This is a genomic window from Streptomyces sp. NPDC127190 (assembly GCF_042672505.1).
In the GTDB taxonomy this organism is placed as follows: domain Bacteria; phylum Actinomycetota; class Actinomycetes; order Streptomycetales; family Streptomycetaceae; genus Streptomyces.
Genome location: NZ_JBHXVE010000001.1, coordinates 85,571 through 108,324, shown reverse-complemented (window position 1 = coordinate 108,324; position 22,754 = coordinate 85,571). Strand labels below are relative to the sequence as shown.

Annotated in this window: 21 protein-coding genes; 13 read left to right on the top strand and 8 right to left on the bottom strand. The window is 72.1% G+C overall.

What is annotated here, in order from left to right; translation table 11 throughout:
- Positions 1-4: 4 nt before the first annotated feature.
- The 3 genes from ACFVIU_RS00445 to ACFVIU_RS00435 are packed head-to-tail and all read right to left on the bottom strand — an operon-like array spanning position 5 to position 2,267.
- Complete coding sequence (locus ACFVIU_RS00445) at positions 5-865, bottom strand: RNA polymerase sigma-70 factor (RefSeq protein ID WP_385839673.1); 861 nt, start codon at positions 863-865, stop codon at positions 5-7.
- On the bottom strand, positions 862-1,413 hold the full coding sequence (locus tag ACFVIU_RS00440; protein ID WP_385839672.1) for a carboxymuconolactone decarboxylase family protein: 552 nt from the start codon (positions 1,411-1,413) through the stop codon (positions 862-864). Before ACFVIU_RS00440 ends, ACFVIU_RS00445 begins: the two co-directional genes overlap by 4 nt.
- Before the next feature lie 11 nt (positions 1,414-1,424).
- Positions 1,425-2,267 carry a polysaccharide deacetylase family protein gene (locus tag ACFVIU_RS00435; protein WP_385839671.1) on the bottom strand — a complete coding sequence of 281 codons (843 nt, stop codon included), beginning with the start codon at positions 2,265-2,267 and terminating at the stop codon, positions 1,425-1,427.
- A 153-nt stretch (positions 2,268-2,420) separates the two neighbouring features.
- Between ACFVIU_RS00435 and ACFVIU_RS00430 the strand changes: the two genes are divergently transcribed.
- From ACFVIU_RS00430 to ACFVIU_RS00420, 3 genes are read left to right on the top strand one after another with little or no spacing between them, the layout of a single operon-like run.
- Entirely contained in the window at positions 2,421-3,206 is a 786-nt protein-coding gene (locus tag ACFVIU_RS00430) for a GntR family transcriptional regulator (RefSeq protein WP_385839670.1), read from the top strand.
- Positions 3,157-4,437, top strand: coding sequence for an MFS transporter (locus ACFVIU_RS00425; protein WP_385839669.1), 1,281 nt, complete (start codon positions 3,157-3,159; stop codon positions 4,435-4,437). The genes ACFVIU_RS00430 and ACFVIU_RS00425 overlap by 50 nt, the downstream gene beginning before the upstream one ends.
- A gap of 17 nt (positions 4,438-4,454) precedes the next feature.
- Positions 4,455-4,979: a hypothetical protein gene (locus ACFVIU_RS00420; RefSeq protein WP_385839668.1), complete on the top strand. Its 525-nt coding sequence runs from the start codon at positions 4,455-4,457 to the stop codon at positions 4,977-4,979.
- Between the two features lie 30 nt (positions 4,980-5,009).
- Here ACFVIU_RS00420 and ACFVIU_RS00415 read toward each other — a convergent pair whose 3' ends face one another.
- On the bottom strand, positions 5,010-5,696 hold the full coding sequence (locus tag ACFVIU_RS00415) for a glycerophosphodiester phosphodiesterase (RefSeq protein WP_385839667.1): 687 nt from the start codon (positions 5,694-5,696) through the stop codon (positions 5,010-5,012).
- Between the two features lie 19 nt (positions 5,697-5,715).
- Positions 5,716-6,909: an adenosine deaminase gene (locus ACFVIU_RS00410; protein WP_385839665.1), complete on the bottom strand. Its 1,194-nt coding sequence runs from the start codon at positions 6,907-6,909 to the stop codon at positions 5,716-5,718.
- Positions 6,910-6,942: 33 nt separating this feature from the next.
- On the opposite strand from ACFVIU_RS00410, the gene ACFVIU_RS00405 reads away from it, so the two are divergent.
- Complete coding sequence (locus ACFVIU_RS00405; protein WP_385839664.1) at positions 6,943-7,659, top strand: DUF4190 domain-containing protein; 717 nt, start codon at positions 6,943-6,945, stop codon at positions 7,657-7,659.
- Between the two features lie 78 nt (positions 7,660-7,737).
- Here ACFVIU_RS00405 and ACFVIU_RS00400 read toward each other — a convergent pair whose 3' ends face one another.
- On the bottom strand, positions 7,738-8,298 hold the full coding sequence (locus ACFVIU_RS00400; RefSeq protein WP_385839663.1) for an NADAR family protein: 561 nt from the start codon (positions 8,296-8,298) through the stop codon (positions 7,738-7,740).
- 208 nt (positions 8,299-8,506) lie between these two features.
- Here ACFVIU_RS00400 and ACFVIU_RS00395 point away from each other — a divergent pair, with 208 nt between their 5' ends.
- The 7 genes from ACFVIU_RS00395 to ACFVIU_RS00365 all read left to right on the top strand — a co-directional run bounded on the left by ACFVIU_RS00395 (position 8,507) and on the right by ACFVIU_RS00365 (position 16,381).
- Complete coding sequence (locus ACFVIU_RS00395) at positions 8,507-10,048, top strand: gamma-aminobutyraldehyde dehydrogenase (protein ID WP_385839662.1); 1,542 nt, start codon at positions 8,507-8,509, stop codon at positions 10,046-10,048.
- A gap of 116 nt (positions 10,049-10,164) precedes the next feature.
- Positions 10,165-11,412: a spermidine/putrescine ABC transporter substrate-binding protein gene (locus ACFVIU_RS00390; RefSeq protein ID WP_385839661.1), complete on the top strand. Its 1,248-nt coding sequence runs from the start codon at positions 10,165-10,167 to the stop codon at positions 11,410-11,412.
- 5 nt (positions 11,413-11,417) lie between these two features.
- Entirely contained in the window at positions 11,418-12,584 is a 1,167-nt protein-coding gene (locus tag ACFVIU_RS00385; protein WP_385839660.1) for an ABC transporter ATP-binding protein, read from the top strand.
- Positions 12,584-13,513: an ABC transporter permease gene (locus tag ACFVIU_RS00380; RefSeq protein ID WP_385839659.1), complete on the top strand. Its 930-nt coding sequence runs from the start codon at positions 12,584-12,586 to the stop codon at positions 13,511-13,513. The genes ACFVIU_RS00385 and ACFVIU_RS00380 overlap by 1 nt, the downstream gene beginning before the upstream one ends.
- Positions 13,514-14,314 (top strand): ABC transporter permease, encoded by an 801-nt coding sequence (locus ACFVIU_RS00375; RefSeq protein ID WP_385839657.1) that lies wholly within the window; start codon positions 13,514-13,516, stop codon positions 14,312-14,314.
- 36 nt (positions 14,315-14,350) lie between these two features.
- Complete coding sequence (locus tag ACFVIU_RS00370) at positions 14,351-15,781, top strand: NAD(P)/FAD-dependent oxidoreductase (protein ID WP_385839656.1); 1,431 nt, start codon at positions 14,351-14,353, stop codon at positions 15,779-15,781.
- Between the two features lie 141 nt (positions 15,782-15,922).
- Positions 15,923-16,381, top strand: coding sequence for a hypothetical protein (locus ACFVIU_RS00365; RefSeq protein ID WP_385839655.1), 459 nt, complete (start codon positions 15,923-15,925; stop codon positions 16,379-16,381).
- Here ACFVIU_RS00365 and ACFVIU_RS00360 read toward each other — a convergent pair.
- Positions 16,378-17,061 carry a phosphatase PAP2 family protein gene (locus ACFVIU_RS00360; protein WP_385839654.1) on the bottom strand — a complete coding sequence of 228 codons (684 nt, stop codon included), beginning with the start codon at positions 17,059-17,061 and terminating at the stop codon, positions 16,378-16,380. The two genes, ACFVIU_RS00365 and ACFVIU_RS00360, sit on opposite strands and share 4 nt — an antisense overlap.
- Positions 17,062-17,440: 379 nt before the next feature.
- Entirely contained in the window at positions 17,441-18,775 is a 1,335-nt protein-coding gene (gabT, locus tag ACFVIU_RS00355) for a 4-aminobutyrate--2-oxoglutarate transaminase (protein WP_385839653.1), read from the bottom strand.
- Between the two features lie 283 nt (positions 18,776-19,058).
- Here gabT and ACFVIU_RS00350 point away from each other — a divergent pair, with 283 nt between their 5' ends.
- On the top strand, positions 19,059-21,485 hold the full coding sequence (locus ACFVIU_RS00350) for an ATP/GTP-binding protein (protein WP_385839652.1): 2,427 nt from the start codon (positions 19,059-19,061) through the stop codon (positions 21,483-21,485).
- A 106-nt stretch (positions 21,486-21,591) separates the two neighbouring features.
- The coding region (locus ACFVIU_RS00345; RefSeq protein WP_385839651.1) for a PucR family transcriptional regulator ligand-binding domain-containing protein at positions 21,592-22,754 on the top strand (1,163 nt) is incomplete at its 3' end.

The window sequence follows — 22,754 nt, the reverse complement described above, 5'->3', positions numbered from 1 at the left end:
GCGGCTACCGGGCCAGTGCCGTCGGCCGGTGCAGCCGGGTCAGCTTCCCGGGGTTGGCGACGGCGTGGATCCGGGTGATCCGGCCGTCCGCCACCTCCAGGGTCACCGCGGCCCGCTGACCGTCCGACTCGACCCGGGCCGCCGGGGCGCCGTTGAGCCAGACGGGCGTCACCGTGCGGCCCGGACGCGCGAGGACCGCCGCCACCAGCGCGGCGCCGTGCAGCGGAGCGGGGGCCGCGCTCGCCCGGCCGCCGCCGTCGGCGACGAAGACCACGTCCGGGGCCAGGACGTCCATCAGGTCCTGCACCTTGCCGGTGCGCAACGCGGCCAGGAACCGGTCCACCACCTGCTGCTGCTCCGCGCGGCTCACCCGCGTCCGGGGCCGCCGGGCCGCCACGTGCGTCCGCGCCCGGCGGGCCGTCTGCCGTACCGCGGCCGCGGACCTGCCGACGGCCTCGGCGATCTCGTCGTACGGCATCTCGAAGACCTCGCGGAGCACGAACACCGCCCGTTCCAGGGGCCCGAGGGTCTCCAGGACGGTCAGCATCGCGATCGAGACGCTCTCCGCGAGTTCGATGTCCTCGGCGACATCGGGGCTGGTCAGCAGCGGTTCCGGCAACCACTCGCCGACATAGTCCTCGCGTCTGCGGGACAGCGAGCGCAGCCGGTTGAGCGCCTGCCGGGTGACCACCCGGACCAGATAGGCCCGGGGGTCGCCCACTCGCGCCGGGTCCACGCCGGCCCACCGCAGCCAGGACTCCTGGAGCACGTCCTCCGCGTCGGCCGCGGAGCCGAGCATCTCGTAGGCGACGGTGAACAGCAGGCTGCGATGGGTGACGAAGGGATCCGCCGGTACGTCGGTCATGCCGTCGGGGCCAGCGGGATCGCACAGGCGTCGGAGAAGCCCTGCGAGGTGACGCCGTTGGCGACGTTGGCCCGGGTCGCCAGATTGACGAAGGCGACGAACGCGGTCAGCTCGGCCATCGCCGCGGGGCCGAGCCGCTCCAGCAGGCTCGCGTACTGCTCGTCGGTCACGGTCGGCGGGGTGTTCGTCATGGCCTCGGCGTACTCCATCACATCCCGCTCCAGCGGCGTGAACACGTCCGAGACCCGCCAGCGCGGCACCTGGCTCGCCTTGGTCAGGTCCAGGTTCTCGTTCTGTGCCTGGAAGTAGCCGACGTCCAGGCACCAGCTGCACCCGACCTGCGCCGCGACCGCCATGTGCGCGAACGACTTCAGGCTCGTGTCGGCCGCGCTCCAGGCGCCCACCTTGGCGCCGAACTCCAGGTTGGCCTGGGCGACTTCGGGGGCGTGCCAGGTCACCTCGACATTCTCCGGGACGGCACCCAACTGCTGGAGCATCATCTCCCGCAGCTCGGCGGGAAGCTCGGCCTTCGGAAGGCGTGGCGTCATCGTCTGTCTCCTCATGGCTGGTGCGTCCGACGCGTACGCCATGAAGACACCGCCCGGTCTGCGGATGTGACACACGGGGCAGTGAGCAGGGTGCGCAGATCCACGACCCGGTAGCCGCGGGCGGTGACCCCGTCGAGGATCAGCGGCAGCGCCCGGGCGTCGATCACCTCGCTTCCGCCGTCGGCCGCACCGACATGCATCTCCACGATCGCCCCCGGCCGCAGCGCCTCCCTCACCCGGCCCACCGCGCGGTCCACGGTCATCCCGCCCCCGCTGCCCATCCACCCGTTGGTGTCCTTGGTGAACTCGATGTCGGCGAAGCCGAGTTCGTTGACGTTGTGGAGGTGGGCGGGCGTGGTCTCGCTGTAGGGGAAGCGGAAGAACGGGGTCAGCGCCCGGCCCGCCCCGGCCCGGCGCAGCGCGCGGTCCGCCGCCCGCACCTCCCGGGCACCGGCCGCGGCGGACAGGCCCGTGAAGTGGGGGTGGCTGTAGGAGTGGTTGCCGAGCCCGTGTCCCGCCGCCGCGATCCGCCGGACGGCCTCGGGGTGGCGGTCGGCGAAGTCGCCGGTCAGGAAGAAGACGGCCGGGGCGGACCGGCGGGCCAGCTCGCCGAGGACGCGGTCCAGTCCGGCCGTGTTCCAGGCCGCGTTGAAGCTCAGCGCGACGACCCGCTCCCGGGTGCGCAGGACGCGGTTCTCCGAGCCGAACAGGGACCGCAGACAGTCCTCGCCTTCGCCGGAGGCCGCTACCGGACCTGCCGTCACAGCCGTCAGTACGCCGGACAGCCCGGCCGTCAGGAGCAGTCGGCGGGAGACAGCGGGGTGGCGCTCGGCGCCCGGGGATCGCGTCGTCATACCGGCACCATCGGACGCCCGCCGCCCTCCCTTGAGCGTCCCCGCACCCAGCGTATTGCTGCTCCAGTAGCTTTCCCCGGCTGCATTAGCGTGCCGACACCGCCCGCACCCACCCGGGCGGCCGCTCAGCTGCCGAGCAACCGGAGGTCGTCCATGCCCCGAGAGGCGCCGTACCTGGCCGTGGCCGACGCGCTGCGCGCCCGGATCCTGGCGGGGGAGTGGGAGATCGGGGCGCGTCTGCCGTCCCGGGCGCGGCTCGCCGAGGCGTACGGGGTCGGGCGCAATGTGATGCAGCGGGCCGTGGACCGGCTGATCGGCGAGGGGCTGCTCGAAGGACGCGCGGGCTCCGGGACGTACGTCCGTGTCCCCCGCGAGCGCCTGCGCATGGTGCGCTCCCGCCACCGCGACCGGCCGGGCGGCTACCGGCCCTCCCCGCCCTGCACGGCGGAACGCGGCCGGGCCGGTGCCTGGGACGCGCACAGCCAGGTGCGGGTCCCGGCGCCCGAGGCGATCGCCGAGCGGCTGGCCGTCCGGCCCGGCGACCCGTGCGTCACCACGCACTACGAGTTCCTCGCCGACGGACTGCCCGTCCAGCTGTCCGAGTCCTGGGAACCCCTGGCGATCACGGGCGGCACCCCGGTCGTTCTCCCCGAGAAGGGCCCGCTCGCGGGCAAGGGCGTCGTCGCGCGCATGCGCTCCATCGGCGTCGTGGTGGAAACGGTCGTGGAACTGCCCCGCCCGGCCCGGGCCACCCCCGAGCAGGCGCATCTGCTGGGCATCGCCGTCGGGGACCTGGTGCTCCGGATCGAGCGGATCATCTACGACACCGGCGGCCGGCCGGTGGAGACCGCCGACATCGTGATCCCGGACGCGCGCCGGGAGGTGGTCTATGAGTTCGGCGTCGACACCCTCGCCCTCCCGACTCGGCCTTCTGCGTGACCACCGGGACTTCCGGCGCCTGTTCGCCGCGACGGCCCTCGGCCAGCTCGGCGACCGCGTCCTCTTCCTCGCCCTGCCACTGGTGGCGGTCGAGGCGCTGCACGCGGGCGCGCTGCGGACCGGGCTGCTGAGTACGGCGACCATGGCGGGCTCGTTGCTGGTCGGCCTCCCGGCCGGCGCCTGGGTGGACCGCCGGCGGAAACGCACCGTCCTGATCGGCGCCGACCTCGTCCGCGCGCTGACCCTGCTGACCGTGCCGGTCGCCTGGGGAACCGGCACGCTGACCATGGGACTGCTGTACGCCGTCGCCCTGGTCCACGGCCTGCTGACGGTCCTCTTCGACGTGGCCTACGTCAGTTGGCTGCCGCATCTGGTGGGGCGCCGGAACCTGGTCGAGGCCAACGCGCGGCTCTCCGCCGTCCGCTCGGCGACGAGCATCGGCGGACCGGCGCTGGCGGGGCCCCTGGTCGGCTGGTGCGGGGCGCCGCTCGCGCTGCTGGCGAGTTCGGCGGGGATGGCGCTGTCGGGCCTGCTGGCGACCGCCATCCGCGGACGGGAGGAGAAACCCGGGCCGGGTGAAGAGCAGCGTCGCCGCTTCGGCCGGGAGATCGCGGAAGGGCTCGCCTTCGTCCTCCGGTCACCCGTGCTGCGGGCGACCATGGCGACGGACGCGGTGTTCAACGTCTTCCTCGCCCTCTACCAGGCCATGCTCATGATCTTCCTCGCCCGGCAGCTGGGGCTCTCCTCCTTCGGCATCGGCCTGCTGCTGTCGGGGATGGGCTGCGGCGGACTGCTGGGCGCGCTGGTCGCGGGCAGGGTCGCGGCGCGGGTCGGACCGGGCCGCGTGATCGGCCTCGCCCCGCTGCTCACCTGCCCGTCGGCGGCCCTGCTGCCCTGGGCCCGCCCGGGGCACTGGACCCTGTACGCCGCCGGTGCCGGCCTCGCCCTTCTCTCCCTCGGCGGAGTCGTCCGCCTGGTGGCCCAGGCAAGCCTCCAGCAGACCGCCACACCGGACGCCCTCCTGGGCCGTATGAGCGCGACGGCCCGCTTCCTGTCCTGGGGCGGCCTGGCGCTCGGCGCCCTCGCGGGCGGAGCGACCGGGGCCGCCATCGGAACCGCCCCCACGCTCTGGCTCGGCGCAACCGGCATGACGTTGAGCGGACTTCCGGCGCTCCTCGGTCCCGTGCGGGCCGATGCCCGGCGCAAGAGCCTTTTGAACACGTTCAATTAGGGGCGTACGCTGCCCTCATGAGCGACAGAGCCGCCCTGCTCAAGGGCATTCGCGTCTGGTTGGGCCTCTTCGTCGTGTGCCTCGTCCTCAGCGGGGCCACGGCCTTTCCCTTGGTTCACGAACTGCGCTGGACCGAGAGCGCGTTGCGGGCGTTGTCCGTGCCGGAGCACCTGCCCGGGCTGATGGCGTGGATCACCCGCGTCCGGCAGGGACTCGACTCCGTCGACGCCACGTACCCCTTCGTGCTGTACGGCACGGACTGGCTGGCCTTCGCCCATCTCGTCATCGCGGTCGCCTTCTACGGCGTGTACCGGGACCCCGTCCGCAACATCTGGGTCGTCGAGTTCGGGATGATCGCCTGCGCAGGGATCATCCCGCTCGCCCTCGCCTGCGGACCGATCCGGGGCATCCCCTTCTGGTGGAGCGTGATCGACATGTCCTTCGGGGTGTTCGGTGTGATCCCGCTGTACGTCCTGCGGAAGAAGATCAAGCGGCTGGAGGAGCTCGTCGCGCCGGACCCGGCCGGTGCTGTGGCTGCGTGAGGGCCGCGAGGGCGATCCGCGGCGCAGACTCTAGCCGCCGTTGCGCAGGGCGTGCAGCGCGTCGATGCGGTTGGTGGTGATGGAGTCGACGCCCAGGTCCAGCAGGCGGCGCAGCGAGCGGCGGGTGTCCGGGGTCCAGACGGAGAGGAGATGGCCGTCGCGGTGGACACGGGCCGCGAGGTCGCGGCTCACCAGCGAGAAGCGGTAGTTGAGCCAGCGCGGCCGGATCGCGGCCAGCAGCGCGGGCCGGGGCGGGGCGAGGGTCGTCCAGGTCAGGGCGATCTCGGCGGCCGGGTCGGCGGCCCGCACGGCGAGCATCGCCTCGGCGCCGGCGCAGTAGTACACCCGCTCCCGGGCCCCGCTCTGCCGGACCACGTCCATCACCCGGTCCACCACGCGCCGCGAGACCCGTCCGCACAGGTCCACCATCACCCGGCTCTCCCCGGTCGCGGCCAGCGCCTCCGCCAGGGTCGGCACCCCGCCCGCCGTGAGTCCGCGCACCTCCTCGGCGGACAGGGCGGTCAGCGGGCGGTCGATCTCCCACAGCCGCCGGAGGGTCTCGTCGTGCAGCAGCACGGGCACGCCGTCACGGCTGAGCCGTACGTCGATCTCGACCGCGTCCGCGCCCCGGTCGAGCGCGGAACGCAGCGAGGCGACGGTGTTCTCACGGAAACGGTAGGGGTCGCCGCGATGGGCCACGGCGGTCAGCGTCTGCATGGCCCCATTGTGCGGTGCGTCAGGAGGCGAGCCAGGTGGCGGTGTACGTGTCGATCTCCGCGGCGATCCGTGCCTTGCCCTCCGGTTCCAGGAAGGACGCCTCGACCGCGTTCCTGGCGAGGTCGGCCAGGCCCCGCTCGTCCAGGTCGAGCAGGCGGGCGGCCACCGCGTACTCGTTGTTCAGGTCGGTGCCGAACATCGGCGGGTCGTCCGAGTTGATCGTCACCAGCACACCGGCGCGGACGAACTCCCTGACCGGGTGCTCGTCCAGGGTGCGCACCGCGCGGGTGGCGATGTTCGAGGTCGGGCAGACCTCCAGCGGGATGCGCCGCTCGGCGAGGTGCGCGAGCAGCTTCGGGTCCTGCGCGGAGCTGGTGCCGTGCCCGATGCGCTCCGCGCCCAGATGGGTCAGCGCGTCCCAGACGGTCTCCGGGCCGGTCGTCTCCCCGGCGTGCGGCACCGAGCGCAGCCCCGCGGCGATGGCCCGGTCGAAGTAGGGCTTGAACTGCGGCCGGGGCACCCCGATCTCGGGCCCGCCGAGACCGAACGACACCAGCCCCTCCGGCCGGAGCCGGTCGTCGGTGGCGAGCCGCGCCGTCTCCTCGGCCGCCTCCAGCCCGGCCTCTCCCGGGATGTCGAAGCACCAGCGCAGTACGGTCCCGAACTCGGCCTCGGCGGCCTTGCGGGCGTCCTCGATGGCGTCCATGAACGCCTTCGCGTCGATGCCGCGCCGGGTGGACGAGAAGGGGGTGAGGGTCAGCTCGGCGTACCGCACCTGCTGGCGGGCGAGGTCGCGGGCCACCTCGTAGGTGAGCAGCCGGACGTCCTCCGGGGTGCGGATCAGGTCGACCACCGACAGATAGACGTCGATGAAATGGGCGAAGTCGGTGAAGGTGAAGTAGTCGGCCAGGGCCTCGGGGTCGGTGGGCACCCGGGAGTCGCGGTGCCGGGCGGCCAGCTCGGAGACGATGCGCGGGGAGGCGGAGCCGACGTGGTGGACGTGCAGTTCGGCCTTGGGCAGCCCGGCGATGAAGGTCCGCAGATCGCGGTCGGCCGTGCCGGTGGCGGGTACGGAGGTGTCGGTCAAGGGGGTCCTCCCCGGGACGGGCGCCCGCGCGGTGCTACTGCCGGCGGCGGGCGCGGTGATCGGCTGATCGGTTGCGCGCCAACATCGTAGGCCCCGGGCCGCGCCGTACCCCGCTGCCCGTAGCATGACGGGACGTCCAGCAACAGGGGGTCTTCCAGCATGTCCGACGAGTCGGCGTGGTCCGCGCCAGGCGAGTACGGCACCGGCGACCGGTCCACCGCGCCCGGCGTCTCCCTGGACAAGGGGGCGGCTTCCGCGCCCGGCCGGACGGGCCCGGCCCAGGACGCGGTGCACTACCAGGAGACGGTGACCTCGCTGCCCTCGGTACCGGACCCGGCCCCCTGGGCACCGCCCACGGCCGGCCCGTACCCATCCCCGGCACACCCCTCCGCACCCCCGGCGAACCCCTTCGCACCGCCGGCGCCGCAGCCCGCCGCCCAGCAGAACCCGTTCGCGCCGCCCGCCCCCATGGCGCCCGCCGCCGGTGAGCCGGTGCCTCCGCCGCCCATCGCCCCGACCGGCCCCGGCCCGGTGTCGTACGGCTATCCGCCGCAGGCGTCCTATCCGGGCGCGGGCGTGCCCGGCTACCCGATGGCGAACGGCTACGGCTGGTCCGGGATGCCCGCGCAGCCCAGCAACGGCATGGGCACGGCCTCCCTGGTGCTGGGCATCATCTCGGCGGTCGGCTTCCTGCTGTGGCCCGTGGCGCTGATCGTCGGCGTCCTCGCCGTCATCTTCGGCGCCGTCGGCCGGGCGAAGGTCACCCGGGGCGAGGCCACCAACCCGGGCATGGCGCTGGCCGGCATGATCTGCGGCGGCGTGGGCTTCGTCCTGGCCGCCGCCTTCCTCGCGCTCATCATCGCGATGAACGCCTGAGAGCCGCTGTGCACCGCTGAGGCGGGGCGGCGCTGAGGCGGGGCGGCGCTGACCCGCCCCCCCACGGCGCCCCCGGCGTCACCCCGCCGCGGCGAGCCGCTCTCTCGCCTCCATGAGAGCGAACCCCAGCAGGTTGGGCCCCCGCCACCGCTCCGGGTCCATGGCGGCCTCGTCGTCCGCGGTCAGGCCGATCCCCCAGACCCGGTCCACCGGACTGGCCTCCACCAGCACCCGGTCACCGGTGCCGAGCAGGAAGCGACGCAGCTCCTCGTCGGCCGAGAACTTGTGCACGCTGCCCTCGACCACGATCCGGAACCGTTCCCGCTCCCACACCTCCTCGTCGAACCCGCGCACCAGTCGCCCGGCCTTCTTCGCCTCCGCGGGATGCCCGGCCGCCAGCACCCGCCGCAGCGCGTCGGCGTCCCCGAACAGCCGGGCCTTGCCGGCCATCATCCAGTGCTCGGCCGTCGCGTAGTGCTCCCCGTCCACCGCGAACGGTGACGGCCACCACTGACTCAGACAGCTCGCGCCGATCCTGCCGTCCGGCCGCGGCCGGTGCCCCCAGAAGTGGAGGTACTTCACTCGGGTCCCCGCTCCGACCTCCCTGATCAGCGCGTCCACCCCGTCGATCTTTCCCATGCACGCGAGTCTGGCACGCACCACTGACACTCCGTCCGCCCTTTTCCGCCGCGACTCGACACCTGGTCGACAGATTCCGTTGCGTAACCAAAAGGCAACAACGGAATCACTTGTTGCAGTCCTAGTGCTCTGTCAGGATCGGCACTCAAATCGAGCTGGAGCTACGCCACCCACCCCCGTCACGGGGCGTACGGCGGAGGAGAGCGACATGCACAACCCGGGCACCGCCACCCCGGACCGATTTCCCGCCGAGGACACATTCGCCGACGGCGCGCAGTTCATCGCGGGCCGGCTGACGAAGGGCACCTCGGGCCGTCACCACGCCGTGGTCGACCCGGCCACCGGCGCCGAGGTGTACACCTACGAGCTGGCCGGCACCGACGACGTCGACGCGGCCGTCGCCGCCGCCCGGGAGGCCTTCCCGGGCTGGTCCTCGGCCACCCCGGCCGAGCGCTCGGAGGCCCTGCACCGGTTCGCCGCCGTGCTCGCCGACGCCGGCCGTGCCGAGCAGCTGGCGCGCGCGGAGTCCCTCCAGTGCGGCAAGCCGCTCAAGCTCACCCGCGAGTTCGACGTGCCAGGCACCGTGGACAACACCGCCTTCTTCGCGGGCGCCGCCCGGCATCTGGCGGGGCAGTCGGCCGGTGAGTACTCCGGCGACCACACCTCGTACGTCCGGCGCGAGCCGATCGGCGTCGTCGGCTCCATCGCGCCCTGGAACTACCCGCTCCAGATGGCTGCCTGGAAGATCCTCCCGGCGATCGCCGCAGGCAACACGGTCGTACTGAAGCCCGCCGAGCTGACCCCGCTCACCTCGCTGCTGTTCGCGCAGGCCGCGACCGAGGCCGGGATCCCCGACGGGGTGATCAACATCGTCACCGGCACCGGCCGGGAGGCGGGCGAGCATCTCGTCGGCCACCCGGACGTGGCCATGACCTCCTTCACCGGCTCCACCGCGATCGGCAAGCGGGTCGCCGAGGTCGCCACCGCCACCGTCAAGCGGCTCCATCTGGAGCTGGGCGGCAAGGCGCCGTTCGTCGTCTTCGACGACGCCGACCTGACGGCGGCCGTGCACGGCGCGGTCGCGGGGGCGCTCATCAACAGCGGGCAGGACTGCACGGCCGCCACGCGCGCGTACGTCCAGCGACCGCTCTACGACGCCTTCGTCGAGCGGACCGCCGCACTGATGGAGACCGTACGGCTCGGCGACCCCTTCGCCCCCGGCACCGACCTCGGGCCGCTCGTCTCGCACGCCCAGCGGGACCGGGTCGCCGCTTTCGTGGACCGGGCACGCGCCTACGCGCGCGTGGTGACCGGCGGAGAGGCGCCGAAGGGCGAGCTGGAGCGGGGCGCCTACTACCGGCCCACCCTGATCGCCGACGCGGCCCAGGACAGCGAGATCGTCCAGTCCGAGATCTTCGGCCCGGTACTGGTCGTCCTCCCGTTCGACAGTGATGATGAGGGCATCCGGCTGGCCAACGACACCCCGTACGGCCTCGCCGCCTCCGCGTGGACCGGCAACGTCTACCGCGCCAACCGCGCCACCCGTGACCTCCGGGCCGGCTGCGTGTGGATCAACGACCACATCCCGATCATCAGCGAGATGCCGCACGGCGGCTACAAGGCGTCCGGCTTCGGCAAGGACATGTCGGTGTACTCATTCGAGGAGTACACGCAGGTCAAGCACGTAATGTTCGACAATACGGCGGTCGCCGAGAAGGACTGGCACCGCACGATCTTCGGGGACCGGTAGCAGCCGCCGTCCGGCGTCCGCGCCGGACAACGCAAGCGGCCCGGCTGCTGCCGGGTGTGACGTCCCGGCCCTCGACCAGGCCGACCACCCAACCCTCCCGAAAGGGCACCACGCGCATGGAGCAGTACGAGCCCGACCGCCTGACACCGGTCGAAGTCGCCGCCATACGGCGCAGCATGCGGAGCGGCAGGGCCGCCCTGACCCGCCGCTCGCTGCTGCGCGCCTCCGCGGGCGGCGCGCTCGCGGTCGGCGGACTCGGGGCGCTGAGCGCCTGCGGGATCCCCGCGGCGACCAAGACGCAAGGCGGCGTCTCCGCCGACGACCACTCGGCCAAGGAGAAGGTCGTCGACTTCTCCAACTGGCCCGAGTACATCGACGTGGACGACAAGGGCAAGCACCACCCCACGCTCGACGCGTTCGCCCGGCGGACCGGCATCCAGGTCAAGTACACCGAGGACATCAACGACAACGACGAGTTCTTCGGCAAGATCCAGCCGGAACTCGCCGCCGGCCAGGACACCGGCCGCGACCTGGTCGTCCTCACCGACTGGCTGGCCGCGCGCATGATCCGGCTGGGGTACGTCCAGAAACTGGACCCCGCCAACCTGCCGCACGCCTTCGCGAACCTGTCCGACCAGTTCCGCGCGCCCGACTGGGACCCGGGCAGGGCGTACTCGTACCCCTGGCAGGGCATCTCCACCGTCATCGCCTACAACAAGAAGGCGCTCGACGGCATCGAGGTGAAGTCGGTCTCCGACCTCCTCGACAACCCCAGGCTCAAGGGGCGCGTCGGCTTCCTCACCGAGATGCGCGACAGCATCGGCATGACCATGCTCGACATGGGCATCGACCCGGCGAAGTTCACCGCCGACGACTACGACAGGGTGACCGCCCGTCTCCAGAAGGCCGTCGACAAGGGCCAGATCCGCCGCTTCACCGGCAACGACTACACGTCCGACCTCAGCAAGGGCGACTTCGCCGCCTGCATCGCCTGGGGCGGCGACATCGTCCAGCTCCAGGCCGACAGCCCGGACATCGGCTACGTCCTCCCCGACAGCGGCTACATGACGTCGACCGACAACATGCTCATCCCTAACAAGGCGCGTCACAAGACGAACGCCGAGCGGCTCATCGACTACTTCTACGAGCCCGAGCCCGCCGCCGAGCTGGCCGCCTACATCAACTACGTGAGCCCCGTCGCGGGAGTGAAGCCCTATCTCGCGAAAATCGACAAGGAGGCGGCGAACAACCCGCTGATCCTCCCCGACAAGGCCATGCAGGCGAAGTCCCACGCCTTCCGCTCCCTGAGCGCGAAGGAAGAGACGACCTACCAGCAGAAGTTCTCGAAGCTCACAGGGGCGTGACGACGATGACGACACCAGACAACAGCGGCGACGTCCGCCTCTCCGGGATCACCAAGACGTACGGCGCCTTCACCGCCGTACACCCTCTGGACCTGACCGTGCCGCAGGGCTCCTTCTTCGCCCTGCTCGGCGCCTCCGGCTGCGGCAAGACCACCACCCTGCGCATGATCGCGGGCCTGGAGGAGCCCAGCGGCGGCACCGTGCGCCTCGGCGACCAGGACGTCACCCACCTGCCGCCGTACAAACGGCCGGTCAACACCGTCTTCCAGTCCTACGCCCTCTTCCCGCACCTCGACATCTTCGAGAACGTCGCCTTCGGTCTGCGCCGGCGCGGCATCAAGAGCGTGAAGAAGCAGGTCGAGGAGATGCTGGAGCTGGTCCAGCTCGGCGAGCAGGCGCGCAAGAAGCCGCACCAGCTCTCCGGCGGCCAGCAGCAGCGCGTCGCCGTGGCCCGCGCGCTCATCAACCACCCCAAGGTGCTCCTCCTCGACGAGCCGCTCGGCGCCCTGGACCTCAAGCTGCGCCGCCAGATGCAGCTGGAGCTGAAGCGCATCCAGACCGAGGTCGGCATCACCTTCATCCATGTCACGCACGACCAGGAGGAGGCCATGACGATGGCCGACACGGTCGCCGTGATGAACGCCGGCCGCGTCGAGCAGCTCGGCTCGCCCGACGACCTCTACGAGAACCCGCAGTCGACGTTCGTCGCGAACTTCCTCGGCACCTCCAACCTCATCGAGGCCGAGGTCGACACCAAGAGCGGCGACGACATCGTGCTCAAGGCGGCCGATGGCAAGCTGGTGCTGCCCGCGGCGCGCTGTTCCGCGCCGGCCCGGACCGGCGGCAAGGTCCTGGTCGGCATCCGCCCCGAGAAGATCGCGCTCACGCACGCCGACGACGCGGGCTCGATCCCCGCGGGGCGCAACCGCCTGACCGGCAGGATCGCCGACGCCAGTTTCATCGGCGTCTCCACCCAGTACGTCATCGACAGCCCGGTCTGCGACGAGCTGGCGGTCTACGTCCAGAACGTCGAGCGGGACGGCCGGCTGGTGCCCGGCGCCGAGGTCGTCCTGCACTGGAACCCGGCGCACACCTTCGGCCTCGACGCCGCCCAGTCCGTTCTCGATGGGACGGTGGGCTCCGCGGGCACCGAGGAAGAGGCGGCCGCCTGATGTCGACCCTCACCGAGGCGCCACCGCCGCTCGCCCCCGCCGAGCCGAAGCGCAAGCCACCGCGCAAGCGCGGCCGCTGGACGCCGTACTGGCTGCTGCTGCCCGGCATGCTCTGGCTGGTCGTGTTCTTCGCGCTGCCGATGATCTACCAGGCCTCCACCTCCGTGCAGACCGGCTCGCTGGAGACCGGCTACAAGGTCACCTGGCACTTCGCAACCTACTGGGACGCCCTGTCCGAGTACTGGCCGCAGTTCCTGCGGTCCGTCCTCTACGCGGCCGCGTCGACCCTGCTGTGCCTGCTGCTCGGCTATCCGCTGGCCTATCTGATCGCCTTCCGTGCGGGCCGCTGGCGCAACCTGATCATGGTCCTGGTGATCGCGCCGTTCTTCACCAGCTTCCTGATCCGCACCCTCGCCTGGAAGACGATCCTCGCCGACAACGGCCCGGTCGTGCACGCCCTGAACGCGGCGCACATCCTGGACCTGACCAACTGGCTCGGCTGGACGGCCGGTGACCGCGTCCTCGCCACCCCGCTGGCGGTGGTGTGCGGACTGACGTACAACTTCCTGCCGTTCATGATCCTGCCGCTGTACACCTCGCTGGAGCGGATCGACGGACGGCTGCACGAGGCCGCCGGCGACCTGTACGCGCGGCCCTGGACCACCTTCCGCAAGGTGACCTTCCCGCTGTCGATGCCCGGCGTGGTCTCCGGCACGCTGCTGACCTTCATCCCGGCAGCCGGTGACTACGTCAACGCGGAACTGCTCGGCTCCACCGACACCCGCATGATCGGCAATGTCATCCAGACGCAGTTCCTGCGCATTCTGGACTATCCGACGGCGGCCGCCCTCTCCTTCATCCTCATGGCCGCGATCCTGGCCATGGTCACGATCTACATCCGCCGGTCGGGGACGGAGGACCTGGTCTAAATGCCCTTCGTCAACTGGTTCAAGCGCCGTCTCGTCGTCATCGCGGGACTTCTCACGCTCGCGTATCTCCTGCTGCCCAACGTCATCGTGACGGTGTTCTCCTTCAACAAACCGAAGGGGCGCTTCAACTACGCCTGGCAGCAGTTCTCCCTGGACGCCTGGAAACAGCCGTGCGGCGTCGCCGACATGTGCGGCTCGCTGTCCCTCAGCCTCCAGATCGCGGTCTGGGCGACGGTCGGCGCGACCGCCCTCGGCACGATGATCGCCTTCGCGCTGGTCCGCTACCGCTTCCGCGCGCGCGGCGCGGTGAACTCGCTGATCTTCCTGCCGATGGCGATGCCCGAGGTCGTCATGGCCGCCTCGCTGCTCACCCTGTTCCTCAACATGGGGGCCCAGTTGGGCTTCTGGACGATCCTCATCGCCCACATCATGTTCTGTCTGAGCTTCGTCGTCACCGCGGTCAAGGCGCGCGTGATGTCGATGGACCCGCGCCTGGAGGAGGCCGCCCGGGACCTGTACGCCGGGCCCGTGCAGACCTTCCTGCGGGTCACCCTGCCGATCGCGGCACCCGGAATCGCCGCGGGCGCGCTGCTGTCCTTCGCGCTCTCCTTCGACGATTTCATCATCACCAATTTCAACGCCGGCTCGACGGTCACCTTTCCCATGTTCGTCTGGGGTTCGGCGCAGCGCGGAACACCGGTCCAGATCAATGTGATCGGCACGGCCATGTTCCTCGTCGCGGTGCTCATCACACTGACCTCGATGCTCATCACCAACCGCCGTAGCAAGCAAAAGGCATAAGCCTTTTCGGGGATTCCTCTGTAGGGAGTTGAAATCATGGCCCCAAGCGCCATGAGCCGTGGCCAAGACAACTGGATCGCCTCTCTCTCCGAAGCCCAGCCGGTCCCGTACTGGCTGGAAGACCCTGGCAAGCCCCACCCCGAGCCCGCGCTGACCACCGCCGAGACCTGCGACCTGCTGGTCGTCGGCGGTGGGTACAGCGGACTGTGGGCCGCGCTCAACGCCAAGGAGCGCGACCCGCAGCGGGATGTGGTCCTGCTGGAAGGCCGCGAGGTGGGCTGGGCCGCCTCCGGCCGCAACGGCGGCTTCTGCGCCGCCTCCCTCACCCACGGGCTGGCCAACGGCCTGGCCCGCTGGCCGGACGAGATCCACCGGCTGGAGGAGCTGGGCCGGCGCAACCTCGACGAGATCGAGGCGGCCGTCGCCCGGCACGGCATCGACTGCGACTTCGAGCGCACCGGCGAGATCGACGTCGCGACCGAGACCTACCAGGCCTGGGAGCTGCGCGACTGGCACCGGGAGCTGGAGCAGCGGGGCCTCGCGGACGGCGTCGAGTTCCTGGACGCCGACGCCGTGCGTGAACAGGTGAACTCGCCCACCTTCGAGGCGGGCCTGTGGGACCGCCGGGGCGTGGCCATGCTGCACCCGGCGAAGCTGGCCTGGGGCCTGAAGCGGGCCTGTCTCCGGCTCGGCGTGCGGATCCACGAGCACACCCCGGCCCTGACCCTGAAGCAGTACGGCGCCGGGATGGCCGTCACCACCCCGTACGGCTCGGTGCGCGCCCGCAAGGTCGTGCTCGCCACGAACATCTTCCCCAGCCTGCTGCGCCGGGTCCGCTCCTACACCGTCCCGGTCTACGACTACGCGCTGATGACCGAGCCGCTCACCGCCGGCCAGCTGGCGGCGGTCGGCTGGAAGAACCGGCAGGGCCTCGGCGACTCGGCCAACCAGTTCCACTACTTCCGGCTGTCCGCCGACAACCGTGTCCTGTGGGGCGGCTACGACGCCATCCACCACTACGGCGGCCGGGTGCGGGCGGAGTACGACGACCGCCCGGAGACGTACGCCAAGCTCGCCGGGCACTTCTTCACCTGCTTCCCGCAGCTGGAGGGCGTCCGCTTCACCCACGCCTGGGGCGGCGCGATCGACACCTGCTCGCGGTTCTCGGCGTTCTTCGGCACCGCGCACCAGGGCCGGGTGACGTACGGGGCGGGCTACACCGGCCTCGGGGTCGGCGCCACCCGCTTCGGCGCCGATGTGATGCTGGACCTGCTGGACGGCGAGGACACCGAGCGGACCCGGCTGGAGATGGTCCGCAAGAAGCCGCTGCCGTTCCCGCCGGAGCCGTTCGCCTGGACCGGGATCGCCCTCACCAAGTGGTCCCTGGCCCGCGCGGACGCCCACGGCGGCCGGCGCAATCTGTGGCTGCGGACCATGGACCGGCTGGGCCTGGGCTTCGACAGCTGAAGCCGGTCACGGATGTGTGACCCAGCTCACACCTCCCGGCGCGCGGAAGTCGCGTAATGCTCCACGAGCGGCCTCCCTCTCTCCTCCCGACACCCCGGGCCCGACGGCCGGGCGCGGGAAGGAGCGAGAGGGAGGCCTTCGATGAGTGGGGCGAAGACGGCGGTCGAGTGGCTGGCATCGGTCGCGCCGGATCCCGACGCCTGCCGCTGGGAATGGGAGCGCAACCCGCTCGGGGTCGCGCTGCTGCCCGCCGGCCAGGCCTGGGACGTGCTGATCCTGCCGGGCGACCTCGGCTATCCGACCCTGGACGTGCTCACCCGCGTCCTCGACCGGCCCGGCCCGGTGCTCGTCGACTTCGGCGACAACCGGGTCGGGTTCTTCGTGCCGCCGGGCACCGCGGCCCGCTGGCTCGGCACCGGTGTCCGGACCGCCGGGCCGGGCACCTGGATCGTCGTACCGTACCCGGGCCGGGCCACCCGGGGGGTGCGCTGGCTGGTGCCGCCGGACGGCTCGGGCACGCTGACCGATCCGGCGCTGCTGGAGCTGGCGATGCACGAGGCCGCGGCGGGTCAGGCCGAACCGCGGGGCGAGCGCGACTAGGCGGCCTCGGAGGGCCGCCGCTTGCATTCCCCGCCCTCGACGGCTCCAGAAGTCGTTCGACGCGTACTCCGGCTGATCACCAGGGCGAGCGCGGCCAGCAGCACGGTGCACAGACACCAGCTGGCCACCACGTCCAGCGGCCAGTGGTAGCCGTGCCGGACCAGGCCGTACGACACCCCGAGCACCAGGAGCGCGCAGCCGGCGACCAGGCCTCGGCGGGCGGCCGGGGAGCGCAGCCGGGGGAGCAGCAGCAGGACCGCCGAGCCGTAGGCGACGGCCGCGGTCGCCGTATGGCCGGAGGGGTAGTAGCCGACGGCCGGGGGCACCACGGGGGTTCCCGGCCGGGCGGTCCAGTCCTTCAGCGGCACGACGATCGCCGGTACGACCGCCATCAGCACGGCGGCGCCGAGCGGCGGCACCCACCAGCGGGCGGCCCCGGTGGCCCGGCCCCGCCACAGGGCGTACCCGATGACGAGCGCGAGCACCGGGACGGCGACCTGGATGTCGCCGAGGTCGGAGAGCAGCTGGGAGAGGCGGTCCGGATGGACGAGGGCCCGGCTGAGCCGGGAGTCCAGCCGCAGCAGCGGGCCGTGACCGGCCACCTGCCAGGTGATCACGGCGAAGAGAACGGCCGGGACGGCGAGGAGAAGGGCCGGGCGGAACGGGCGACGGGACGACACGGGCCCAGCTTCGCAGGTGCGGTGTCCCAGGAGAGGGAGCGGGGGAAGGAGGTCGGCCGCCCCGGAACAGGGGGGATGGTTCCGAGGCGGCCGTCCGGACCGGAACGTCGCGCGCCCCGGGGGGTTTGGGGCGGCGACCGTCCGATCGGTGAGGAGATCCCGGAGCCGTCAGGCCCCGGTCGTGTGCGCGAGGGCACGGCCAGGTCGAAGCTGGGGAGGCCTCGGCCTGAGACCGCCCACAGTCCCCTGTGGGCGGGGTGTATCTCTCATCCCGAGAGAACCTACGGCAGGCGGTGGCGCTTGGGCAGACGGATCGGCCTTACGTCATCCACCTCGCACACCTTCTTCACACGCCCTGCCGCAGACGCTCAGGAACTGCTCAGACGGCCGCGAACGCCTGCTCGATGATGTCGAGACCCTCGTTCAGCAGGTCCTCGCCGATGACCAGCGGGGGCAGGAAGCGCAGCACGTTGCCGTAGGTGCCACAGGTCAGGACCAGCAGGCCCTCGGCGTGGCAGGCCTTGGCCAGCGCGGCGGTGGCCTCCGGGTTGGGCTGCTTGGTGGTGCGGTCCTTGACCAGCTCGATCGCGATCATCGCGCCGCGCCCGCGGATGTCACCGATGATGTCGAACTTCTCGGCCATGGCGGCGAGGCGGCCCTTCATGATCTCCTCGATGCGCTTGGCCTTGCCGTTGAGGTCGAGCTCCTTCATGGTCTCGATGGCACCGAGCGCACCGGCGCAGGCGACCGGGTTGCCGCCGTAGGTACCGCCGAGCCCGCCGGCGTGCGCGGCGTCCATGATCTCCGCGCGGCCGGTGACGGCGGCGAGCGGCAGACCACCGGCGATGCCCTTGGCGGTGGTGATGAGGTCCGGGACGATGCCCTCGTCCTCGCAGGCGAACCACTGGCCGGTGCGGCAGAAGCCGGACTGGATCTCGTCCGCGACGAAGACGATCCCGTTGTCCGCGGCGAACTGGCGGATCGCCGGGAGGAAGCCCTTGGCCGGCTCGATGAAGCCGCCCTCGCCCAGCACCGGCTCGATGATGATCGCGGCGACGTTGTCCGCGCCGACCTGCTTGGTGATCTGGTCGATGGCCTGCGCGGCGGCCTCGGGGCCGGCGTTCTCCGCACCGGTCGGCCAGCGGTAGCCGTACGCCACCGGCACGCGGTACACCTCGGGCGCGAACGGCCCGAAGCCGTGCTTGTACGGCATGTTCTTCGCGGTGAGCGCCATGGTGAGGTTGGTGCGCCCGTGGTAGCCGTGGTCGAACACCACCACGGCCTGCCGCTTGGTGTACGCACGCGCGATCTTCACGGCGTTCTCGACGGCCTCGGCACCGCTGTTGAACAGCGCGGACTTCTTGGCGTGGTCACCCGGGGTCAGCTCGGCCAGCGCCTCGGCGACCTCCACGTACCCCTCGTACGGGGTGACCATGAAACAGGTGTGGGTGAAGTCGGCGAGCTGGGCGGAGGCACGCCGTACGACGGCCTCGGCGGAGGCGCCGACGCTGGTCACGGCGATGCCGGAACCGAAGTCGATGAGGCGGTTGCCGTCGACGTCCTCGATGATGCCGCCGCCCGCGCGCGTGGTGAACACCGGCAGCACCGAGCCCACGCCCTGCGCGACCGCGGCGGTGCGGCGGGCCTGCAGCTCCTGCGACTTCGGGCCGGGGATGGCGGTGACGACGCGGCGCTCCTGCGGAAGTGCGGTCATGGGGGCTCCCTGATGATCTTTCGGGCGGCGGTACGGGGTGCGTTTTTCGGACGCTTACCTACTCTTTCTTCGCAGGCTAGGGCCGGGGGTGGAGGCTGGGCATGCTCCATGTGGGCGTTGTCGGAGACCCGGCTTGTCCGCCGTGGACATAGTCGTGGGCCCGCACACCACTCGCCCGGCGGCGCCTGTCGGCCGTGTAAGCGGTGAACTCCCCTTGTCGGGGCGTTAGATTGGCTCGCTGATGGCTGATGACGGACGGACCGGCTGGTCAGGGGGCAGACGGATGGACAGCAACAACACCCGCGACCCACGCGGCACCCATCCAACCCCCCTACCCCACCCAACACCCCCACGGGAAGCCCCTGCGGTGCCGCCACGGCCGACGAGGGCACCGGACATGCCGCCCTTGGCCGCCCAGACCCCCCGCCCCTCGCATCCACCACATCCCCGCCCGGCGGTCGCCGACTGGCTCGACGCGCCGCGCCCGTCCGCCGAGCCCGGCATCTGGCGCTACGGCTACCGTCAGGCCAAGGCCGCGTCGCAGGGACAGCGCCTGGCCCCCGTGACCATCGTCGGCTTCGTCGTCCCCCTGGTGGCGGGCCTGCTCCTGTGGTCCCTGTGGCGGCACGGCAGCATCCCCTACCAGTGGACCATCCTCAAGCTGCTCACCCCGGACGACTGGTGGTGGGGCGGCACGACGACACCCAAGACCTACCAGGGCGCCGAGGCCATCACGGTCGCCGACGGCGTGGTCTTCGCCCTCCTCGTCTACGCCATGGCGCGTCTGGGCAGCTGGTCCGACATCATCCGGCACCTGGTCGCCCGCCGTGAGCAACCCGCTCGGGCCCTCCTCGCCACCCTCGGTGCACTGGTCGCACTGGCCTTCGTCTTCCCCAGCGCGTTCGGTCTCGGCTGGGACGCGCTGCCCGTCCAGGACCCGGTCTTCTCGCTTGTCGTCCTGGTCACCGGCGGCTATGCCGTGTTCGGCTCGCAACTGCTCACGGACGGGTTGTACCTGCTCGTCACGCTGCTGGTGCTGTGGCCGTTCGCCCGGCTCGGCGGCTGGTGGCCCCTTGCCAAGGAGGCGCTCGCCGCCCGGGAACGGGCGAAGACGGCCCAGACCGCCCCCACGTCGTCCGTCGAGCGGCGGCCGTCGCAGTGGCCCGAACTGCGGGAGGCCGGTCAGCATCAGGCGGCGGACGTGCTCGCCGCCGAGGTGCACGCCGGCCGGATGAACGACGTGGACTGCGTCCGGATCGGCCACATGTGGACCGTGAGCCGTGCGAGGGCTCGGCTCGCCTCCTTCACCGACACGGTGGTGCGTGAGGGTGCCGCCGCCTGGACGCATCCCTCCGGTGTGCGCGATCTGCCGGGCCGGGCCGCCCGGCACGATCTGCTCGCCGGACAGGTGCGCATCGGACAGTGGGTGGCGGGGGATCGCACTCCGCCCGCCTACGGCGGTGCCGGGGCCGCGCTGGCACCGGAGACCCTCGGCACGTCACTGCTGGCCGTCGGGCCCTCGGGCTCCGGCAAGACGCACCACCTGATCCGGCCCGTCGTGGAGTCGCTCGGACTACAGGCGCTCGCCGGGCGGTGCGCCGTCGTCGCGGTCTGCGCGGCGGGTACTCCGCTCGGGCCGGACTCCGCCTATGACGTCGTCGTACGCCTCGGTGACCCCGCGTCCGTGCACGACCTCGACCCGTACGCGGAATCCGACGACCCGGACGAGGCGGCCGCCTTCCTGGCCGAGGGGCTGGCCGGCGACCTGGACGCGGCGAGCGGGCAGCGGGCGGCCACCGCACTCGCCCAGCTTCTCGGCCCCTACCGGGCGGCGTACGGACGTTTTCCGACGCTGCCCGTGCTGCGCGAACTCCTGGACGGGGAGCCCGTGGCGCTGGCCGCGCTGCACACGGCGCTGGAGGGGCCGGAGCATGCGGCGATGCGCCGCGAGCTGGATGCGCGTGCGCGGCAGGCGGGCAGCGCGGGCGATCCCGGCCCCGTCCTGGCCGACCGGCTCGCCGTGCTGGACCGTCCGGCGTTCGCCGAGTTCTTCGGCGCGGACGGCGGCAGCCCCCGGCCGTTCTCCCTGCGTGCCATCGCCCACCATCCGCTGCGGGTCCGTATCGACCTGCCCGAACGCGGCCACGAAGAGGCGTCCCGGATCGTCACCCGCCTGGTGCTCGCACAGTTCGGGTCCGTCGCGACGGCAGGCGAACGGGAGCATTTCGCATGCCTCGTCCTGGACGACGCCACCGGCGCGGTGACGACCGAGTCGGTCCGCCGCATCCAGCGGCTGCGCTCCCGGAACGCGGGCGTGGTGCTCGCCCTGCGCACGGTCGGCGACGTACCCGAGGCGCTGCACGGGCCGCTGTACGCGGCCGTCGGCTGTCGTATGGCGTTCTCCGGGGTCACCACATGGGACGGCAGCAGGTTCGCGGATGCCTGGGGGACCCAGTGGGTGGAGACCCGGGACATCGCCCGGCACACCGTCTTCGCGGACCAGCCGATGACCCGCGCGATCCACGCCCTGCGCAAGCTGGTGACCGGCAAGGCGGTGACCACGGAGGCCGTCACCGTTCGGCAGGTCGAGCGGGAGCGGTGGTCTGCTTCCGAGTTGGCGCATGGCGTTCCCGCCGGGCATGCCGTGTTGTCGTTGACCACCGTGCAGGGGGAGCACGCGCCGCCGTTGCTGGTGGATCTGCGGGGGTGAGGTGGCGGCCCGGGATCGTACGGTGAGGCAGAATCGGCTTAGGTTGTTCATACGTGACGGCCAATAGATCGCAACGATCACCGGATCTCCTCACCGTGAAGGCCCCATGCCCCTGACGCTCGCCTCCCTCGTCCACCACTCCGCGCTCAAGCTGACCGTGCGCGCGGGCGAGGACCGGCTCGACGTGCCCGTCCGCTGGGCGCACGTCAGCGAGCTGGCCGACCCCGTGCCGTACATGGAGGGCGGCGAGCTGCTGCTGATCACCGCGCTGAAGCTGGACGCGGAGGACCCCGAGGTGATGCGCCGGTATGTGAAGCGGCTCGTCGGGGCGGGGGTCGTGGGGCTCGGGTTCGCCGTGGGGGTGAATTACGAGGAGATTCCGGGGGCGCTGGTCGAGGCGTGCGCCGCCGAGGGGCTGCCGCTGCTCGAAGTGCCGCGCCGTACCCCCTTCCTCGCCATCAGCAAGGCCGTCTCCGCCGCCATCGCCGCCGACCAGTACCGCGCGGTCACCGCCGGCTTCGCCGCCCAGCGCGAGCTGACCCGGCAGGCGCTCGGCTCCGGGCCCGAGGGACTGCTCGGCGCCCTCGCCGCCCAGGTCGACGGATGGGCCGCGCTGTACGACGCCTCGGGCGCCGTCGTCGCCGCCGCACCGGAGTGGGCCGGGCGACGCGCCGCACGGCTCACCGCGGACGTGGAGCGGCTGCGCGACCGGCCCGCCCCGGCGTCGTCCGTGGTCGGCGGCCCGGACCACGAGGACCGGGTCGAACTGCACTCGCTGGGCACCGGACGGCGGCCCCGCGCCGCCCTCGCCGTGGGCACCGCCGCCGCCCTCGGCACCGCCGAGCGCTACGCCGTCCACTCCGCCATCGCCCTGCTCACCCTCACCACCGAACGCTCCCGCTCCCTGCACGCGGCCGAGCAGCGGGTCGGCGCGGCGGTGCTGCGCATGCTGCTCGCCGCCGAGCCCGACCACGCCCGGGCCGTCGCCGGGGACCTGTACGGCGGGCTGCTCGACGCGCCGTTCCGGATGATCGTCGCCGAGTCGGTGCCCGGCCCGGCCGCCGCCCGGGCGCAGGGCACCGCCGCGGCCGGGGATCCGCTGGGCGCGCTCGGCGAGACCGTGGAGTCCGCCGCCGCCCGCGCCGGCGAGGCCGTCCTGGTCGTACCCGAGGGGGAGCGGCTGGTCGTGCTGGCCGCGGACGGGGGCGCGGCCGCCCGCCCGAGGACGCAGGTAACCGCGGGGCGGGAGGGGGGGCGGCGCGGTCGCGC

Bases quoted from the DNA above. Each gene is read 5' to 3' on its own strand.
- ACFVIU_RS00440 (WP_385839672.1), bottom strand. From the start codon at position 1,413: ATGACGCCACGCCTTCCGAAGGCCGAGCTTCCCGCCGAGCTGCGGGAG.
- ACFVIU_RS00365 (WP_385839655.1), top strand. From the start codon at position 15,923: ATGAGTGGGGCGAAGACGGCGGTCGAGTGGCTGGCATCGGTCGCGCCG.
- ACFVIU_RS00445 (WP_385839673.1), bottom strand. From the start codon at position 865: ATGACCGACGTACCGGCGGATCCCTTCGTCACCCATCGCAGCCTGCTG.
- ACFVIU_RS00405 (WP_385839664.1), top strand. From the start codon at position 6,943: ATGTCCGACGAGTCGGCGTGGTCCGCGCCAGGCGAGTACGGCACCGGC.
- ACFVIU_RS00430 (WP_385839670.1), top strand. From the start codon at position 2,421: ATGCCCCGAGAGGCGCCGTACCTGGCCGTGGCCGACGCGCTGCGCGCC.
- ACFVIU_RS00385 (WP_385839660.1), top strand. From the start codon at position 11,418: ATGACGACACCAGACAACAGCGGCGACGTCCGCCTCTCCGGGATCACC.
- ACFVIU_RS00350 (WP_385839652.1), top strand. From the start codon at position 19,059: ATGGACAGCAACAACACCCGCGACCCACGCGGCACCCATCCAACCCCC.
- ACFVIU_RS00410 (WP_385839665.1), bottom strand. From the start codon at position 6,909: ATGCTACGGGCAGCGGGGTACGGCGCGGCCCGGGGCCTACGATGTTGG.
- ACFVIU_RS00380 (WP_385839659.1), top strand. From the start codon at position 12,584: ATGTCGACCCTCACCGAGGCGCCACCGCCGCTCGCCCCCGCCGAGCCG.
- ACFVIU_RS00415 (WP_385839667.1), bottom strand. From the start codon at position 5,696: ATGCAGACGCTGACCGCCGTGGCCCATCGCGGCGACCCCTACCGTTTC.
- ACFVIU_RS00395 (WP_385839662.1), top strand. From the start codon at position 8,507: ATGCACAACCCGGGCACCGCCACCCCGGACCGATTTCCCGCCGAGGAC.
- gabT (WP_385839653.1), bottom strand. From the start codon at position 18,775: ATGACCGCACTTCCGCAGGAGCGCCGCGTCGTCACCGCCATCCCCGGC.
- ACFVIU_RS00435 (WP_385839671.1), bottom strand. From the start codon at position 2,267: ATGACGACGCGATCCCCGGGCGCCGAGCGCCACCCCGCTGTCTCCCGC.
- ACFVIU_RS00375 (WP_385839657.1), top strand. From the start codon at position 13,514: ATGCCCTTCGTCAACTGGTTCAAGCGCCGTCTCGTCGTCATCGCGGGA.
- ACFVIU_RS00420 (WP_385839668.1), top strand. From the start codon at position 4,455: ATGAGCGACAGAGCCGCCCTGCTCAAGGGCATTCGCGTCTGGTTGGGC.
- ACFVIU_RS00425 (WP_385839669.1), top strand. From the start codon at position 3,157: ATGAGTTCGGCGTCGACACCCTCGCCCTCCCGACTCGGCCTTCTGCGT.
- ACFVIU_RS00400 (WP_385839663.1), bottom strand. From the start codon at position 8,298: ATGGGAAAGATCGACGGGGTGGACGCGCTGATCAGGGAGGTCGGAGCG.
- ACFVIU_RS00370 (WP_385839656.1), top strand. From the start codon at position 14,351: ATGGCCCCAAGCGCCATGAGCCGTGGCCAAGACAACTGGATCGCCTCT.
- ACFVIU_RS00390 (WP_385839661.1), top strand. From the start codon at position 10,165: ATGGAGCAGTACGAGCCCGACCGCCTGACACCGGTCGAAGTCGCCGCC.